Below are 17,170 nucleotides of genomic sequence, written 5' to 3' on the forward strand. Positions count from 1 at the left end.
AATATTTTCTATCTTTATTAGACTAACTAAAAAATATATCATTATGAATGAAACAGTTTTTAAAGTGATCCGAATCATTTTCGGAGTCTTATTGGTCATTTTTGGATCCAATAAATTTCTGAATTTCATGCCAGCTCCTGAGGAGATCCCAGAACAAGTTATGAATTATATGATGGCTCTATCATCAACCAAAACTATAGAACTAGTTGGACTGGTTGAAGTCATAGCTGGATTGGCTTTTATCTTTAATAAATACGGAGGACTGTTAGCTATTATTTTAATGAGCGTATCCGTAAATGCAGTTCTATTTCATGTGTTTTTAGGCCCTGCGGATATAGCTGGTGCTGCCATCCTACTTGTTCTAAATATTGTAATGCTTTTCGGTTACAAGGAACAATACAAATCTATGTTACAATGAGATATAGATTACGAATAAAAAAGAAGAGGCATAATGCCTCTTTTTTATTACTATCGTGATATTATTTTTCAGGGATACGTTTTTTAATGAGTAAAATTTGTCCCAAATGACTAGATTGATGTTCCATGACATGGAACCAAGCCCAATGATGATTCATATTATTATCCATGGTATTTTGAGCCAACCAAGCATCATCCTTATCTTTTAAATATTGTAGAGTTTTTGCTCTTACAGCTTTAAAAGCCTCAAGATATTCTCTAACTTCTTTTCCTTTAAATTTTTTTTGAGCATCTCTACCCATAGACATAGCAGTTCCCCACTCTTTCTCCTCTTCTGCATTAAATTCTCTCTTCTCAAAAGTATATACCTGGTAAATCTTTTCGGTTGCTGCCAAATGCATGATTAATGTACCAATAGTATTAGCATCCTCATCAAGGAGATAATCTATAGCATCTACATCTAAATCCTTTACTGTTCTTTCTAAACGATTACTTAAATCATTGAGCATAGAGACTAAAACACCTACTTGGGGTGTAAATCCTTCTTCTTCACTAATAATATTTTGTGAATTAACAGCAGTCAGGCTAAATAAAGTGAGGGCAATGATTAACACATATTTCATAATGAACTGATTTAAAGTTTCATATAAAAATACTAATTAAATAGATGAAAGTAAATCGTTCAAGACAAAACCTAATGTCGAGTTATTTTGGTGGATAACCAGCAAATATCTTTTCGACTAATCTCACAAAGGCTTCCTCTCGTTTTTCAGGTGAGGCATTAGGTCGGTATGTACTTTCGCTAACAGCTTGCCAAAATAGTCGTTCGTTCTGTTTTTTGTCTACAAAATCGATTAAGAGTTCTCTTGTATGTTGATTGCCCCCCAGAGGTATCCCTACAGAAACACCACCTCCAACATTTCCTCCGGTACCACCAGCTCCTACTCCAATATTAGAATTGTTTCTATTCTGAATATCCTGACTTTGAATATCAATGAAAAAATCGGGATTATCAGAACGTGTCAATCCCATAGTGGCTAATTTAGCATCTATCGCCCTAATTAAACGCTTAGTATCTAACTGGCTTAAACCAGTCTGCATGTCATCAAAATAATTATACGTTTTATATCGATTAAAATCAGTTGATTTTTCGTAGTCATAATTAACAATGGTTCCACAAGATGTGAATAATAAAGCAACTAAAATAAATCTGAAAGCTTTCATATCTTTTTCTTTTAAAGATACAGAAAAATCACTTCTTAACGATAGTTTTAAAAAGGCGGCCTCGATTCGTAAGAATTTCAATAAAATAAACTCCTGCTCGATATTCAGATATGTTTAACTTTAAAGAATTAGTTTCTGATATCTTTTGGCCTAAGTAAGAATAAACCACTATTCGCTCTAAGTCTTCATCTTCAATACCTTTAATGTAAATTATATCAAATGCAGGATTTGGATAAATCTTAATCCAATTGTCATTATATATGTCCATTACGGATAAATCTTCACAGGCCATAATTACTTCTGCATTAGAATTGCATCCTACAGCATTATTTGAAATGGTACCATTTCCATTATCTACTACATCACAAACTAAAGCATTTTGACAAACCGCAAGTGCTGGATTATCAGAAAACTCAAGAGTTAAACTACTATTCCACTGCGACGTATCTAAACGAGATATATCAGAAATCGTATTGTTATCAATAATTTGTAATACTGGTGGTTGAACAAGTCCTCCTACCAAGCTTAAATTCTCATTTAAACCATTTAAGTCAGTTAACTGATCATTATTATCTAAGACAATTGTGATGTATTCAATTATATTACCTGCACCTTCCAATGAAAGTAATGAATCCATGTCCCTGATAACAAAAACAACAGGAATACTGATGGTATAATTATTTAAAAACAATATATTTTGAAGCATTAGGTTATTATCAAATACAACAAAAGCATCCATACCGTTTAAACCTGTAATGTTTAGAGCCTCTAAACCTTGCATTGATGTAATAGAAGTATTAGTAACAGAAATACTGCCAACGCTATTAAGTGATGATAGTGGTGAGAGGTCTTCAATATCACTTCCAACTATGACTAAAAATCCTGAAATAGAATCGCAATTTGGGTATAAGTTCATAAAATTATCCACTTCGGCTTGACTTGTCAAGACAACATTATCGTCCGGGCATATTGAGCAATTTAATTCAACTTCATTTTGGTTGTTACAGCCAACACTATTGTTATTAATTTCAATTGTATCTGCAAAAGGTATAGCATCGCAAACAAAGTTTGAACTACAAGTAGATAAGTTCGGATTACCTGTAATAATCAAATTTGTACCACAACCCTGTTGGTATGAATCAGTAAATCCATCTATATCTTCCAAAAGGTTATTGTCCCTGATTTCAAAACCACAGAGAGGCACAATATTATTTAAGGAATCAAACGAAGTCATAGAATCATTATTTATAAAAACAAAACTACCTGTTAAACCAAGATTGTCTAATCCAACAAAACTCGTCAAATTATCATTGTCTTCAATATAGAAATCGTCCATATTAGTAAAACCGTTCAAACCATTAAAATCGACAATTAAATCGTTATTAATTATTCCTATAGAATATCCTACACCTTGAATACCTTGTAAGCCGTCCAAACTAATTAATTGTGGATTATCCTTAATTGTTAAATCCATTGGGTTATCATTTACCGCATTGGCAAGTCCATTAAGGTTAGTTAACAAAGGGTTATTTTCGATGTAAATATGACTGCTTTCAGATCCAAAATCGAAATTAGTCAATGAATTAAATCCGTCTAAATCGGTCAATAAGGGGTTATTAACAACCCATAGACCACCAAAATTAATAATGCCATTAAACCCATTGACATTTGTAATATCTGTTCCTTCTACTACTATTACATTTTGCAATTCAGTACAACCAGGGTAATTGATAAAATAGTCGTCTATTTCCTGCTGATTGTTAAACATCAGATTTCCAGAAAAAGATGGACATTGCGCAAAGCCTATGCTCTGCATCAATAAACAAACAAAAAAGAAAAGCTTAAATTTCATAAAAAAGTAAGAATATTCGAATTTAAATATAATCAATAATTCACTCCTTGAAAAGATATTTTTTATTATTCTTCCCTAGAATCTGGTTCAACGAAAGCACAATCTATTGTTGTTATATTCTACAATATTTTTATTTTTTGCTTCATGATCGTTGGTTTTAGTCATTCAGTATTTGCCACAATTTATCTTTAAGTTCCGTTAAACCTTGTTGAGCAACAGAAGAAATAAACATGTACTCACACTCTAAATCCTTGTCTAGTATAGTGGAAATCTCAGACTTTAATTCATCATCCAACATATCTGATTTTGAAATCACCACAAAACGCTCCTTATCTAACATCATTGGATTGTAACGTCTTAGTTCATCAACCAAAATTTCATATTGCTCTACAATATCTTTGGCATCCGCAGGAATTAAAAACAACAAAATTGAATTTCGTTCTATGTGCCTTAAAAAGTAATAACCTAACCCTTTTCCTTCTGCAGCACCTTCAATAATCCCTGGAATATCAGCCATAACAAACGACTGATAGTCACGGTATTTTACAATGCCTAAATTGGGTTTTAAGGTTGTAAATTCATAATCGGCGATTTTAGGTTTTGCAGACGTTAAGACCGATAACAAGGTCGATTTTCCTGCATTGGGGAATCCCACCAAGCCAACATCTGCTAGCACTTTAAGCTCTATGGTGATATTCTTTTCTTCAAGCGGAATACCAGGTTGCGCATATCTTGGTGTCTGATTGGTAGCACTTTTAAAGTGCCAATTACCACGACCTCCTTTACCGCCTTCGGCTACAATCTTCTCTTGCCCATCCTCAGTTATTTCAAACAGTGTTTTACCTGTATCTGTATCCTTTACAGCAGTACCTAAAGGCACCTCGATAATGGCATCTTCACCATCAGCTCCGGTACTTCGAGCCGAACCCCCATGTTCGCCATGACCAGCTTTTATATGTCGTTTAAACTTTAAGTGAATTAAGGTCCAAAGGTTAGAATTACCTCTTATTATGACATGACCTCCACGACCACCATCGCCACCATCAGGACCTCCCTTGGCAATATATTTCTCTCTGTGTAAATGCGCAGAACCTTTACCTCCATTACCAGAAGTAACGTGCATTTTTACATAATCGACAAAATTTCCTTCAGTCATGTTTTGTCATTCCCGCGGAAGCAGGAATCTCATTTTTCAAAGTTACTTTGTGATGGATTCCTGCTTCCGCAGGAATGACAGTTCTAAAGCTTATCTATTGCAGTACTCAAACGAACTGTAATATCTTCGATACTTCCTACGCCGTCTACACCAAAAAACTTATTTTGCTTTGAGTAGTATTCTTGTAGAATAGCCGTTTCTTCGTAATAAACCTTAATTCTATTGCGGATAACAGCTTCATCAGAGTCGTCCGCTCTTCCACTGGTTTCTCCACGTTTTAATAAACGTTCAACCAATATCTCATCATCAACATTAAGGGCAATCATACCATTGATTTGAGAATCTTTGCTATCCATCAATTCATCAAGGGCTTTTGCCTGTGCATTAGTTCTCGGAAAACCATCAAATATAAAGCCCTTGGCATCAGCATTCTTTTCTACCTCTTTGTTCAACATATCAATTGTTACCTGATCTGGAACCAATTCGCCTTTATCCATGTAAGACTTAGCCAACATGCCTAAAGCCGTTTCATTTTTAATGTTGTATCTAAACACATCGCCAGTAGAGATGTGTACTAAATCGTACTTTTCTTTTAAAAAATTAGCTTGCGTTCCTTTTCCAGCACCTGGAGGTCCAAATAGCACAATGTTTGTCATATGTTGTGTGGTTTTTAATTGATACACATCTGGTAAGTCCCTTCCTAATCCCTTATAATCCAACCCGTAACCAACGATGAATTTATTTGGAATTTCTTTACCTATGTAGTGAAGTTTAAAATCTTTGTCATAGGCTTCTGGCTTGTAAAACAACGTCGCAATGAGTAGCTGCTTTACATTTTCATTTTTAAAAATGCGATGCACTTCTTCAAGTGTATTGCCAGAGTCTATAATGTCTTCTAAAATAACGACAGTCCTTCCTGTTAAATCCTGAGTGAGACCAATCAACCTTTGAATATCTTCACTAGATTTCACACCTTCGTAAGATGCCAACTTTATAAAGGTGACTTCACAAGGTTTTGGGTATTTTTTTACAAAGTCGCTCACAAACATAAATGAGCCATTTAAAATACCAACAAATACAGGCATTTCATCTCCTAAATCCGTAGCGATGGCATCTACCATATGTTTCACAGCCTCATCTATATCGTGCTCAGAGATAAAAGGTTTAAAGTATAAATCGTGAAGCTTAATAACCATCTTATTATTTTAGAAATGCAAAGATAATCAAATGATAATCGATAGACGATTTTTGGTTTCCATTTTTAGACTTTTGTACTAGAATTAGCTTATTTTTGCTGTAAATTAAGTTAAATCTTTAAAGATTTCCACTGTCGTGGAAAGTAAGCATGAACCATTTTTCTTCAGACTTTAAACTCGGTATTCTCGGTGGTGGCCAACTCGGTAAAATGATCTTGTATAACACTCGCAAGTTTGATATTTATACCTGTGTAATCGATCCAAGTCCAGATGCACCTGCAAGATTGGCTTGTGATGAATTTTCTGTTGGCGACTTACTGGATTATGAAACGGTTGTTAATTTCGGAAAGAAAGTCGATGTCCTTACTATAGAAATTGAAAACGTCAATGTCGATGCACTCGAAACCCTTGAAGACAAAGGTGTAAATGTGTATCCTTCTGCCAAGACCTTGCGTACCATTCAGAATAAAGCGCAGCAAAAGTTATTCTATCGCGACCACAGCATTCCAAATGCTGACTTTTCGCGCTTTGCACATACGTCCGAAATTAATGATGCTGTTGAAAATGGTGGCTTAAGCTATCCTTTTGTATGGAAAAGTGCACGATTTGGATACGACGGACAAGGTGTTAAAGTGGTAAGACGCTATACCGATTTAGTGGATCTGCCAAATGTGGAATGCATTGCAGAAGATCTTGTTCCTTTTAAAAATGAATTGGCTATTATCGTTGCCAGAAATGCACAAGGGCATTTAAAGACCTATCCTGTGGTTGAAATGGAGTTTCACCCTGAAGCCAACCAAGTGGAATACGTGATTTGCCCAGCAAGAATACCTGAAGATATTGCAAAAAAAGCAGAATTAGTCGCCTTAAAAACAGCGGCGGCGTTTGAACATGTTGGGTTATTGGCTGTAGAAATGTTTCAGACCGAAGACGACGATATCTTAGTTAACGAAGTAGCACCAAGACCACACAATTCTGGTCATTATAGTATTGAAGCCAGCTATACATCACAATTTGAACAGCACCTAAGATGTATTTTAGGACTACCATTAGGAAACACAGAGAGTAAAGTTGCAGGAGTAATGGTCAATTTGGTTGGTGCAGAAGACCATACAGGTAATGTTTTATATAAGAATATCGAAGAGATCATGGCTATGGAAGGTGTTACACCTCACATTTATGGGAAGAAACAAACCCGACCATTCCGAAAAATGGGACATGTCACTATAGTAAACAAGGACATAGCCAAAGCACGAGAAATAGCAGAAAACGTAAAGCGAACAATTGAAGTAATTAGTGAATAAATTATGAGCAAGGTAGGAGTCATTATGGGAAGTAAAAGCGATTTGCCAGTGATGCAAGACGCTATAGATATACTAAAAGGATTTGATATTGAGGTTGAAGTAGATATAGTTTCGGCGCATCGTACACCAGATAAATTATTTGACTATGGCAAAAATGCACACTCGCGTGGAATTAAGGTAATAATCGCTGGAGCTGGTGGAGCTGCCCATTTACCAGGAATGGTAGCATCGCTTTCACCACTGCCAGTTATTGGTGTTCCGGTAAAAAGTAGTAATTCTATAGATGGTTGGGATTCCGTGTTATCTATTCTTCAAATGCCGGGAGGAGTTCCAGTGGCTACGGTGGCATTAAACGGTGCCAAAAATGCAGGAATTTTAGCCGCACAAATCCTAGGAAGTTCTGATCAATGCATCTTAGACAAGATTATGGTTTATAAAGAAGGCCTAAAGGCAAAAGTTATGGACTCTGCCAAAGATCTATAAAAAAAGCCTCGACTTGTGTCAAGGCTTATTTTGCTATTAACCAATCCTTCGAAACAATAAGTTTTTGTTCAAAAAGATGATGCAAAAATAACTAAAACTTAACAAATAACAAGTTTTTTTCTATCATAAAATCAAGTTAAAATTCACATTATCAATATTATACGTAAGAAAATATAGACGGATAAAAATATGACAATACTTAACAAAGCCTTTCAAACACCATATAATACAGCTCCTTTTTCAGAAATAAAGAACGAAGATTTTCTGCCTGCCTTTAAGATAGCTATTGAAAAAGCAAAAGCAGAAATTGATGCCATCACCAATGATTCTGAAGCTCCAAATTTTAAAAATACAATTGAAGCACTAGATTATTCTGGCGAGGAATTAGATCGGATTTCGAGTATTTTTTTCAATCTAAATTCGGCTGAAACTAATGATGAAATTCAAAAAATTGCACAAGAGGTGTCGCCTTTACTTTCAGAATTCAGTAATGACATTACATTAAACGAGGATTTGTTTAAACGTGTAAAAACAGTTTACGATTCTAAGTCTAGCTTAGATTTGACTAAAGAGCAAACAACGCTTTTAGATAAAAAGTATAAAAGCTTCTCTAGAAATGGTGCTAATTTACCTGAAGATAAAAAAGAACGCCTTCGCGCAATCGATAAAGAGCTAAGTCAACTAAAACTAAAATTTGGGGAACATATTTTAGCCGAAACCAACAAATTTGAAATGCACTTAACAGACGAGTCTGACTTGTCTGGCTTACCAGAAGGTGCCAAAGAGGCAGCAAAGCAACTTGCCGAAAGCAAAGGAAAAACGGGTTGGCTAATTACTCTAGACTATCCAAGTTATATTCCGTTTATGACCTATGCCGACAACCGAAAACTTCGAGAAGAATTGTCTAAGGCGTTTGGCAGTAAAGGATTTAAGAATGATGATTTAGACAATCAGGATATTGTATTAAAAATCGTGAATTTACGTTTTGAACGTGCGCAACTTTTGGGCTATAAAACCCATGCACATTTTGTACTAGAGGAACGCATGGCCGAATCACCAGACAAGGTCAATACTTTCCTCAATGAATTATTGGAGAAGGCTAAACCAGCAGCACAAGAGGAGTTCGAGAATCTAAAAGGTTTTGCGCAGGATTTAGACGTTATTGATGAACTTGAAAAATGGGATTCAGCGTATTATTCAGAAAAGTTGAAACAAAAACTATTCAGCTTAGATGACGAACAGCTTAAACCTTATTTCAAACTAGAAAACGTTATTAATGGCGCATTTACGGTGGCTGAAAAATTGTTTGGCTTACGATTTGAAGACATGGACACCATTGACAAATATCATGAAGATGTTTTGACCTATAAAGTAATTGATACTGAAGGTCATTTAGTTTCTATTTTTTACGCCGACTTTTTCCCAAGAGCAGGCAAGCGCAATGGCGCTTGGATGACCTCTTTTAAACCTCAGATGATTAAAGACGGTCACAATCATCGTCCACACATATCGATTGTTTGCAATTTTACCAAACCTACCAAAAGCAAACCTTCATTGTTAACCTTCAATGAGGTTACTACGTTGTTTCACGAATTTGGCCACGCCCTCCATGGGATGCTCGCCAATACCACCTATCCAAGTTTATCAGGCACCAATGTATATTGGGACTTTGTAGAATTACCAAGTCAGATTTTAGAAAATTGGTGTTACGAAGAAGAAACACTTAAGCTTTTTGCCACGCATTATGAAACTGGCGAGGTCATTCCTATGGAATTGATAGAAAAAATAAAAGCCTCTGCTACCTTCCATGAAGGTATGCAAACTTTACGCCAATTGAGTTTTGGTATGTTAGATATGGCTTGGCATGGTGTCAACCCTTCAAATATTGATAGTGTAAAATCTCATGAGATCAAAGCTTTTGGTGAGACTAGCTTATATCCTGATGTTACTGAAAATTGTATGAGCACAGCCTTTGCTCATATCTTTCAAGGCGGGTATTCTTCGGGCTATTACAGTTATAAATGGGCTGAAGTCTTAGACGCTGATGCTTTTGAATATTTTAAGGAAGAAGGGATTTTTAACAAAACCGTAGCCAATAAGTTTAAAGCCTTTGTGTTGTCGCAAGGCGGTACGGAAAACCCAATGACCTTGTACAAAAAGTTTAGAGGGCAAGCGCCAAAACCAGAGGCGCTTTTGCGACGTGCTGGGCTGATAAAATAAGCATAGCAGTTTTTTCGTTTTAGCTTTTATGAAGCTAATAAAATTAGTTGGACATGTGTTTATAATTATCCTTTTAACAGCACTTACACAAGTAGGTGGGTTAATTTGGATGGTTGCCTTAGTACTTTCCTATTTGTTAGAATGGAAAAAACGTTATTCGTTTCCAATCATTTACCTAATATTTAATTTAATACTAATTCCTGTAATTGCACCTTATTTTGGAAGAGTACAATTGCCCGTTTTAAATTCAGCAATCAGACCTCAAAACTATTTTTACGCACTTGCTTTTAGAAACTACGTAACACCAGAATTGAAAAGTAGTTTAAATAATACCGCTGCAGAATTGGCAAATTTGGGTATACAAATCAGTTATTTAGATGCTAACTTTCCGTTTATTGACGGCTTCCCATTATTGCCACATTTAAGCCATAATGATGGTAGAAAAGTGGATATCGCTTTCCAATACAAAACAGCAAACGGGAAATCAACAAATAAGAAACCTTCATTACTAGGTTATGGCAATTATGTCAATACAGAAAATCCCACTAATCATTATTGTAAATCCAGAGGTTTTTGGCAATATGACATAACAAAATACCTAAATCTTAACATTCGGAACAGTTTAGAATTTGATAGAGAAAACACGAAAGCACTAATTCAAGGAATTCTTTACCAAACAAACAATGAAAAACTATTTATCGAACCCTATTTAAAAGAACAATTGGGCTTACAAAGCTATTCTGAAATTAGATTTCATGGCTGCCAGGCCGTAAGGCATGATGATCATATTCACCTTCAAATAAATTAAACTTTCAATAATTATTGAAAGTTTAAAAATTATTGTATATTTGTATTATGAAGTATGTAGAAGCAAAAGAAAAGTTTATTAGTACTTGGGGAAGCTTGGGTACACTTTGGGGCATTAATAAAGCGATGGCCCAAATTCAAGCTTTGCTTTTTATTTCCACAAAACCTCTATCCATGGAAGACATTATGGAAGAGCTTAAAATTTCCCGTGGTAACACCAGTATGAATTTAAGACAGCTCATCGATTGGGGCATTGTCACCAAAGTTCTGGTTTCGGGTGAGCGAAGAGAGTTCTTTACAACAGAGAAAGATGTTCAAGAATTGGCACGAACCATAGCAAAAGAACGTAGCCGAAGAGAAATAAAACCCGTTATTAAAGTTTTGGAAGAGGTCTCCTCCATTAAAGATGATGGTACAAAAAATACCAAAGAATTGATAAAACAAACGAAAGCTTTAAAGGAGCTAACGGACGACTTAGACACTTTAATGAACAAATTGGTGAACCAAAAACAAAATTGGTTAACGAAGTCTGTTTTAAAGCTAATGAAATAGCAAATATTTTTTTAAACTTAACTTTCAATTTTTTCTGAAATTTTAAAAACAATAGAATTATGAAAAATATTCACCACTCAAATTTAGTCTTCTACATCACGGTCTTGTTGCTTTACTTTGTCCAACCTGTTCTAGGAGCTTTAAGCCAAATTGGACTCGGTGTTTTTCAATTAATCATCGCGTGCATAATCAAAATTAACTCACAGCGACTCAACCAACTTTCAAAGACATTGATTAATTATTATTGGATAGGTATTCTGGCTTGGATTCTATTTCTGGTAGCATCAATTGTAACATCTCATATAAACAGCCATTTCAAATTAATCATGCTAATCATTCCTATGACCATTGGATTTTATTTAGTCATAGTCACCTATAGTTCAACTAAATCTTCAAACTCATGAAAACACAAACCTTACCCTACAGTAATTACGCAGAACAAAACCGTATAGACATGGTAGACTTCTATAACAAAGCTACGGAAGATTATGGATTTTGGAGTCACGATTTCAACATGCATTTTGGCTACTTTGTGCCTTTTAAGACTAATCCGTTTAGGCGCGATTCCATGCTCAACCAGATGAACAGGCAAGTGATAAAACGACTCCATATTGGCAACACCAAACACCGATTAATCGATTTGGGCTGCGGCATGGGCGCAACTATGCGATATGCCCTAAAACACTGCAAAAATGTAATAGCCTATGGTGTCACCTTATCCAACTTTCAAGTACAAAAGGGGAATGAACTTTTACAAGGTAAAAATGGTATTATTCTAAAGGAAAACTATAATAATACATCATTTCGATCCAATTCTTTTGATTCTGCTATAGCCATTGAAAGTTTCTGCCATTCGGGTCACAATTATAGTTCCTTAAAGGAAATGCACCGCATTCTAAGGCCTGGAGGACGATTTGTTATCGCCGATGCTTTCTTAAAAAAAGAAAAAACACAACTTTGTTTAGGCGGTAAATATGCTTACAATAAGTTGTGTAACCACTGGAATTTGGAAAAATTAGAAACATATTACTTTATCAATGAAAAACTTAAGGAATTAGGTTTTACAGATATCAAAGTCGAAAATGTTTCACATAGGGTCGCTCCCTCAGTGCTTCATGTGCCTTTTGCCATCACAGGTTTTATATTGAAAAAGCTATTGAGTTTCAAAAAAATAAAAAGTGAAAGTTTTCATAATCTTAAGGGTTCGTTTTATGCACTACTATCTGGCTTGCACATGAAAAGCTTTGGTTACTATATAATTAGTGCTACCAAAAGCCAGTAAAATAGGGTAATCTATTTTAGAAGTTAATATTTTATCCTATTTTTGATCAAGCAATGATTTTTGTAAATGGCGGACCATCAAATAAACCCAAATAACTGGATTAATCTATATTCAGACTACCTGTTTAACTACACGATTTCTAGAGTTAATGATAGGGAAATGGCACAAGATTTAGTTTCTGAAACTTTTTTAGCCGGTCTTAAATCCATGGCCAATTTTAAAGGCGAAGCTAGTGAACGTACATGGTTAATCTCTATTCTCAAACGCAAAATTATAGACTATTATCGCAAGATAAACTCAAATAAAGGTAAAGCCGAAGTGAGAATGAGTTACAACAACGATACTGAAGCTGAGGGTGATTGGTTGGAAGAACGTGTGGCCGATCCGTTTGATAAAACGGCCGAAGATAAGATAGAAAACTCTGAATTGGGCGATGCCATCTACGATTGCATGGCCAAATTACCTGAAAAACAGGCTGAAGTTTTTAAGATGAAAACTATTTTGGGTTATGATACCGAAACGATTTGTAATGAATTAGAAATAACTGCGTCTAACCTCTGGGTAATCATCCATAGAGCTAGAACAGCTTTGGCGGATTGCATGGAAAAAAATTGGTTTTAACACAATGAAAAAAAGTTTTTTATTTATAAGCTGTGAAGAGGCACATCATATATGCGATAAAAGGCAATATGGTGAAGCTACAGGATGGGAGCGCGTAAAATTAGGCATCAGGCTTTCTTGGTGTCGTATCACCAGAGCTTATTCTAAAAGAAATAATAAGTTGACCGAAGTGATAGAAAAAGCTGATGTAGATTGCTTAAATAACGATGAACGCAGTAAAATTAAACTGCAATTCGAAGAAGAGTTAGCGAAGCATCAATAGTATGACCAGCCAGATCATCGGTACACTTTCCACCCAAAAAGCACTATAATATTTTGACTGATTTTTGTTTGAAAAGACCAAAAACAAAAGTGATACTACTAGTACTATTACTGTTGAAATTATAGTATTATTGTCTAAGTCGTCCTTAAAAAATTCCAATAAAAAAAATACCATTAGTAATAGCGCTCCAATCATTTTAGTGTTTTTAACACCTATCCTTTGCGGTATGGTTGCTAGTTTCACACTATCATAATTAAGATCCCTAATTTCAAACGGTAAGGTTAAAACAATAACAAGGATAAAGCGTTGGACGGCCGTAATTACTATATCCGAGTTAATCTCAACTTCATTATCTATTAACGGGAGGAATACTGTAGTAAAAGCCCAAACTAAGGCAATCACATAAATCTTTAAGCCACTTATTTGTCTCAAATTTTTTTGGCGATCCCTAAAGTAGCGCATAGGTATTATAGGAACGGCATATAAAAACGTAATAAGCCCAAATATCGAAAGATATAAAAGTGAATTGATATTTAGCTGAAGCGCATAATAACACATGGCAATAAATGCCATTAACGAAAATATCTGGATTGTTTTCAACCAACCAGCCAATTGTCTATGATGAAACTTGGCCACACCAAAATACTTTATAAAATTATACCCTGTTATCGTAGCAAAAAACACTAAATATAGTACCTCTTTATCATAAGCTAATTCAAATTGCAGCAATGTCACCCAGGTCAAAGAATATACAGCAAGCGCAACATGTATACTGCTGTTAATGTAAAAATTAAGTAACTGCTTTAAAATCCTCATTAAACAAAAATAATCAATGTGTTAATAACCCTTATTTTCGGTTAAAAACTTTAGTTTTCATTAACTAAAAAAAGAGGCTATTTCCGTATTTTTGCATATCGAAAAAAATAGCTGATTTTAGAATGGACACGACTTCTTTTGCACTTAGACACATTGGGCCAAATTCAGATGAACAAAAAGCCATGTTAAACACTATTGGTGTTACCAGTATTGAACAACTCATTTCTGAAACTATACCTGATGGTATCCGTCTTAAAAAGGATTTAAATTTAGATACTGCCATAAGTGAGCAAGATTATCTCGATCATATCTATAACCTATCACAACTTAACAAAGTCTATAAATCATATATAGGCTTAGGGTATCATCCTTCAAACTTACCAGCCGTTATACAGCGAAATATTTTAGAAAACCCTGGTTGGTATACAGCTTATACGCCTTATCAAGCTGAGATAGCCCAAGGTCGTTTGGAGGCACTTCTCAATTTCCAGACGATGGTGATCGATCTTACCGGAATGGAAATTGCCAATGCCTCTTTATTGGACGAAAGTACGGCAGCAGCAGAAGCCATGAGCTTATTATTTGCAGTTAGGGAAAGGGTTCAAAAGAAAGCAGGTATCAATAAGTTCTTTGTTTCGGACCTCGTCCTACCACAAACCATCGCTTTGTTAAAAACTAGAGCAACACCAATAGGGGTAGAATTAGTGATTGGCAACGAAACGGAATTTAAACTAACTGAAGAATTTTTTGGTGCACTTTTACAATATCCAGGCAAAAATGGTAAGATTACAGATATTAAATCCTTCATAGAAAAAGCAAATGCCTTAAATATTAAAGTAGCGGTTGCAGCAGATATACTAAGTCTTGTTAAGCTTGAAGCACCTGGTAAATTTGGAGCAGATGTGGTTGTTGGCACCACCCAGCGTTTTGGTATTCCGATGGGCTACGGTGGTCCTCATGCTGCCTATTTTGCCACTAAAGAAGCTTATAAACGTGACGTTCCTGGAAGAATTATTGGAGTTACCAAAGACGCAAATGGCAATAGAGCTTTGCGTATGGCGTTACAGACCAGGGAACAACATATTAAACGCGACAAAGCAACTTCAAATATATGTACCGCCCAAGTCCTCTTAGCAGTAATGGCCGGTATGTATGCTGTTTACCATGGCCCAAAGGGATTAGAGTTTATTGCCAATAAAGTTCAAAATACAACAGCTACTTTATCTTCAGCTCTGGAAAGCTTAGGCTTAGAACAAGTAAACACGCATTATTTTGATACGATTCAAATTAAAGCTGATGCCCTTAAAGTAAAATACGAAGCCGAGAAAAAAGAGGTTAACTTCTATTATCCAGATAATGATACCGTTACCATAGCTATTAATGAAACAACAACGATTTCAGATTTAAATGATATCATTTCTGTTTTTGAAGCTTTTACTGGAAAAAAAACAGATGAGATTGTTTCACTTTTAGAAATGGATACAATTCCAGAAACGTTGAAACGTCAAACTGAGTTTTTAACCTTTGATGTATTTAATTCTTATCACTCCGAGACCGAATTAATGCGTTACATCAAAAGATTAGAGCGCAAAGATTTAGCCTTAAATCACTCAATGATATCTCTTGGTTCTTGTACTATGAAACTAAATGCGGCATCAGAGATGTTGCCTTTAAGCTGGAGCAATTGGGGAAATATGCATCCTTTTGCACCCGAAGAACAAGCTGCAGGTTACCAATTAATGTTGAAAGCTCTAGAAAATCAGTTAACAGAAATAACTGGTTTTGCCGCTACATCCTTACAACCCAATTCTGGTGCTCAAGGAGAGTTTGCCGGTCTTATGGTAATAAAGGCCTATCATGAATCTAGAGGAGATTATCACAGAAATATCTGTTTAATCCCTTCCTCTGCACATGGTACCAATCCCGCAAGTGCAGTTATGGCAGGTATGAAAGTAGTAGTGACCAAAGCCTCAGAAAATGGAAATATTGATGTTGATGATTTAAGAGAAAAAGCAGAATTACATAAGGATAATCTTGCAGCATTAATGGTCACCTACCCTTCTACTCATGGCGTTTATGAGTCTGCAATAAAAGATATAACGCAGATCATTCACGACAATGGCGGACAAGTTTATATGGATGGTGCCAATATGAATGCCCAAGTAGGCTTAACCAATCCCGGAAATATTGGTGCAGATGTGTGCCACCTTAACTTACACAAAACCTTTGCCATTCCTCATGGCGGGGGTGGACCAGGCGTTGGCCCTATCTGCGTAGCTAAACAGTTAGTACCATTTCTTCCAGGAAATCCAATTATAAAAACTGGTGGTCACCAAGCAATATCAGCTATTTCAGCAGCACCATTCGGTTCTTCATTGGCCTGCATTATTTCATACGGTTATATCAAAATGCTTGGCGCTAATGGTCTAAAAAAAGCCACTGAAATCGCTATACTAAATGCCAATTACATTAAAGAACGATTAGAAGGTTATTATAACACGCTTTATACTGGCGAAACTGGAAGAGCAGCACACGAAATGATTATTGACTGTCGTGATTTTAAAGCAAATGGTGTTGAGGTTTCTGATATTGCCAAACGTTTAATGGACTACGGATTCCATGCACCAACTGTTTCGTTTCCTGTTGCTGGCACAATGATGATAGAACCTACAGAAAGTGAGAGTAAAGCAGAAATGGATCGCTTTTGTGATGCTTTAATCTCTATTAGAGCAGAAATTGATAACGTTACAAAAGAAGAGCCAAACAATGTACTAAAGAATGCACCTCATACTATGGAAATGTTGACCTCAGATGAATGGCTACTACCCTATTCCAGACAAGAAGCTGCATTTCCGTTAGACTATGTAAGAGACAACAAATTCTGGCCAAGTGTTAGACGTGTCGATGATGCTTATGGGGATAGAAACTTAATCTGCAGTTGTGCACCTATTGAGACTTATGTTGAGGCTTAATTCTCA

The 17,170-nt window shown here is 35.6% G+C and carries 16 protein-coding genes; 10 read left to right on the top strand and 6 right to left on the bottom strand.

Going from position 1 to position 17,170, the window contains the following annotated elements:
- Positions 1 to 43 precede the first annotated feature (43 nt).
- A complete protein-coding gene (locus Q0972_RS08195) occupies positions 44 to 418 on the top strand; it encodes a DoxX family membrane protein (RefSeq protein WP_299364700.1) in 375 nt (124 codons plus the stop codon).
- A 61-nt stretch (positions 419 to 479) separates the two neighbouring features.
- Here Q0972_RS08195 and Q0972_RS08200 read toward each other — a convergent pair whose 3' ends face one another.
- From Q0972_RS08200 to Q0972_RS08220, 5 genes are all read right to left on the bottom strand, one after another.
- Positions 480 to 1,040 (bottom strand): DinB family protein, encoded by a 561-nt coding sequence (locus tag Q0972_RS08200; RefSeq protein WP_299364703.1) that lies wholly within the window; start codon positions 1,038 to 1,040, stop codon positions 480 to 482.
- An 82-nt stretch (positions 1,041 to 1,122) separates the two neighbouring features.
- Entirely contained in the window at positions 1,123 to 1,641 is a 519-nt protein-coding gene (locus Q0972_RS08205; RefSeq protein ID WP_299364706.1) for a DUF4136 domain-containing protein, read from the bottom strand.
- Positions 1,642 to 1,669: 28 nt separating this feature from the next.
- Positions 1,670 to 3,493 carry a T9SS type A sorting domain-containing protein gene (locus Q0972_RS08210; RefSeq protein WP_299364708.1) on the bottom strand — a complete coding sequence of 608 codons (1,824 nt, stop codon included), beginning with the start codon at positions 3,491 to 3,493 and terminating at the stop codon, positions 1,670 to 1,672.
- A gap of 157 nt (positions 3,494 to 3,650) precedes the next feature.
- Positions 3,651 to 4,649, bottom strand: a complete 999-nt coding sequence (gene obgE / locus Q0972_RS08215; RefSeq protein ID WP_299364710.1) for a GTPase ObgE — start codon at positions 4,647 to 4,649, stop codon at positions 3,651 to 3,653.
- A gap of 83 nt (positions 4,650 to 4,732) precedes the next feature.
- On the bottom strand, positions 4,733 to 5,845 hold the full coding sequence (locus tag Q0972_RS08220) for an adenylate kinase (protein WP_299364713.1): 1,113 nt from the start codon (positions 5,843 to 5,845) through the stop codon (positions 4,733 to 4,735).
- 149 nt (positions 5,846 to 5,994) lie between these two features.
- Between Q0972_RS08220 and Q0972_RS08225 the strand changes: the two genes are divergently transcribed.
- The 8 genes from Q0972_RS08225 to Q0972_RS08260 all read left to right on the top strand — a co-directional run bounded on the left by Q0972_RS08225 (position 5,995) and on the right by Q0972_RS08260 (position 13,376).
- Positions 5,995 to 7,149: a 5-(carboxyamino)imidazole ribonucleotide synthase gene (locus Q0972_RS08225; RefSeq protein ID WP_299364715.1), complete on the top strand. Its 1,155-nt coding sequence runs from the start codon at positions 5,995 to 5,997 to the stop codon at positions 7,147 to 7,149.
- A 3-nt stretch (positions 7,150 to 7,152) separates the two neighbouring features.
- Complete coding sequence (gene purE, locus Q0972_RS08230; RefSeq protein ID WP_299364717.1) at positions 7,153 to 7,632, top strand: 5-(carboxyamino)imidazole ribonucleotide mutase; 480 nt, start codon at positions 7,153 to 7,155, stop codon at positions 7,630 to 7,632.
- Positions 7,633 to 7,821: 189 nt separating this feature from the next.
- Entirely contained in the window at positions 7,822 to 9,852 is a 2,031-nt protein-coding gene (locus Q0972_RS08235; protein WP_299364719.1) for a M3 family metallopeptidase, read from the top strand.
- Positions 9,853 to 9,880: 28 nt separating this feature from the next.
- Positions 9,881 to 10,660, top strand: a complete 780-nt coding sequence (locus tag Q0972_RS08240) for a hypothetical protein (protein ID WP_299364722.1) — start codon at positions 9,881 to 9,883, stop codon at positions 10,658 to 10,660.
- A 47-nt stretch (positions 10,661 to 10,707) separates the two neighbouring features.
- The gene (locus tag Q0972_RS08245) at positions 10,708 to 11,211 is read left to right on the top strand and encodes a MarR family transcriptional regulator (RefSeq protein WP_299364725.1); all 504 of its coding nucleotides are present in this window, start codon (positions 10,708 to 10,710) and stop codon (positions 11,209 to 11,211) included.
- 400 nt (positions 11,212 to 11,611) lie between these two features.
- Positions 11,612 to 12,493, top strand: coding sequence for a cyclopropane-fatty-acyl-phospholipid synthase family protein (locus tag Q0972_RS08250; RefSeq protein WP_299364727.1), 882 nt, complete (start codon positions 11,612 to 11,614; stop codon positions 12,491 to 12,493).
- Positions 12,494 to 12,559: 66 nt separating this feature from the next.
- A complete protein-coding gene (locus Q0972_RS08255) occupies positions 12,560 to 13,114 on the top strand; it encodes a sigma-70 family RNA polymerase sigma factor (protein WP_299364729.1) in 555 nt (184 codons plus the stop codon).
- A 4-nt stretch (positions 13,115 to 13,118) separates the two neighbouring features.
- Positions 13,119 to 13,376 carry a hypothetical protein gene (locus tag Q0972_RS08260; RefSeq protein WP_299364732.1) on the top strand — a complete coding sequence of 86 codons (258 nt, stop codon included), beginning with the start codon at positions 13,119 to 13,121 and terminating at the stop codon, positions 13,374 to 13,376.
- Here Q0972_RS08260 and Q0972_RS08265 read toward each other — a convergent pair.
- Positions 13,359 to 14,192, bottom strand: coding sequence for a hypothetical protein (locus Q0972_RS08265; RefSeq protein WP_299364734.1), 834 nt, complete (start codon positions 14,190 to 14,192; stop codon positions 13,359 to 13,361). The genes Q0972_RS08260 and Q0972_RS08265 overlap by 18 nt on opposite strands.
- 122 nt (positions 14,193 to 14,314) lie before the next feature.
- Here Q0972_RS08265 and gcvP point away from each other — a divergent pair, with 122 nt between their 5' ends.
- Entirely contained in the window at positions 14,315 to 17,164 is a 2,850-nt protein-coding gene (gene gcvP / locus Q0972_RS08270; protein WP_299364736.1) for an aminomethyl-transferring glycine dehydrogenase, read from the top strand.
- Positions 17,165 to 17,170 lie beyond the last annotated feature (6 nt).

Source organism: Winogradskyella sp., assembly GCF_028282165.1.
In the GTDB taxonomy this organism is placed as follows: domain Bacteria; phylum Bacteroidota; class Bacteroidia; order Flavobacteriales; family Flavobacteriaceae; genus Winogradskyella.

Excerpts from the sequence above, each read along its gene's own strand:
- Q0972_RS08195 (WP_299364700.1), top strand. The coding sequence starts at position 44 with ATGAATGAAACAGTTTTTAAAGTGATCCGAATCATTTTCGGAGTCTTA.
- Q0972_RS08200 (WP_299364703.1), bottom strand. The coding sequence starts at position 1,040 with ATGAAATATGTGTTAATCATTGCCCTCACTTTATTTAGCCTGACTGCT.
- Q0972_RS08205 (WP_299364706.1), bottom strand. The coding sequence starts at position 1,641 with ATGAAAGCTTTCAGATTTATTTTAGTTGCTTTATTATTCACATCTTGT.
- Q0972_RS08210 (WP_299364708.1), bottom strand. The coding sequence starts at position 3,493 with ATGAAATTTAAGCTTTTCTTTTTTGTTTGTTTATTGATGCAGAGCATA.
- obgE (WP_299364710.1), bottom strand. The coding sequence starts at position 4,649 with ATGACTGAAGGAAATTTTGTCGATTATGTAAAAATGCACGTTACTTCT.
- Q0972_RS08220 (WP_299364713.1), bottom strand. The coding sequence starts at position 5,845 with ATGGTTATTAAGCTTCACGATTTATACTTTAAACCTTTTATCTCTGAG.
- Q0972_RS08225 (WP_299364715.1), top strand. The coding sequence starts at position 5,995 with ATGAACCATTTTTCTTCAGACTTTAAACTCGGTATTCTCGGTGGTGGC.
- purE (WP_299364717.1), top strand. The coding sequence starts at position 7,153 with ATGAGCAAGGTAGGAGTCATTATGGGAAGTAAAAGCGATTTGCCAGTG.
- Q0972_RS08235 (WP_299364719.1), top strand. The coding sequence starts at position 7,822 with ATGACAATACTTAACAAAGCCTTTCAAACACCATATAATACAGCTCCT.
- Q0972_RS08240 (WP_299364722.1), top strand. The coding sequence starts at position 9,881 with ATGAAGCTAATAAAATTAGTTGGACATGTGTTTATAATTATCCTTTTA.
- Q0972_RS08245 (WP_299364725.1), top strand. The coding sequence starts at position 10,708 with ATGAAGTATGTAGAAGCAAAAGAAAAGTTTATTAGTACTTGGGGAAGC.
- Q0972_RS08250 (WP_299364727.1), top strand. The coding sequence starts at position 11,612 with ATGAAAACACAAACCTTACCCTACAGTAATTACGCAGAACAAAACCGT.
- Q0972_RS08255 (WP_299364729.1), top strand. The coding sequence starts at position 12,560 with ATGGCGGACCATCAAATAAACCCAAATAACTGGATTAATCTATATTCA.
- Q0972_RS08260 (WP_299364732.1), top strand. The coding sequence starts at position 13,119 with ATGAAAAAAAGTTTTTTATTTATAAGCTGTGAAGAGGCACATCATATA.
- Q0972_RS08265 (WP_299364734.1), bottom strand. The coding sequence starts at position 14,192 with ATGAGGATTTTAAAGCAGTTACTTAATTTTTACATTAACAGCAGTATA.
- gcvP (WP_299364736.1), top strand. The coding sequence starts at position 14,315 with ATGGACACGACTTCTTTTGCACTTAGACACATTGGGCCAAATTCAGAT.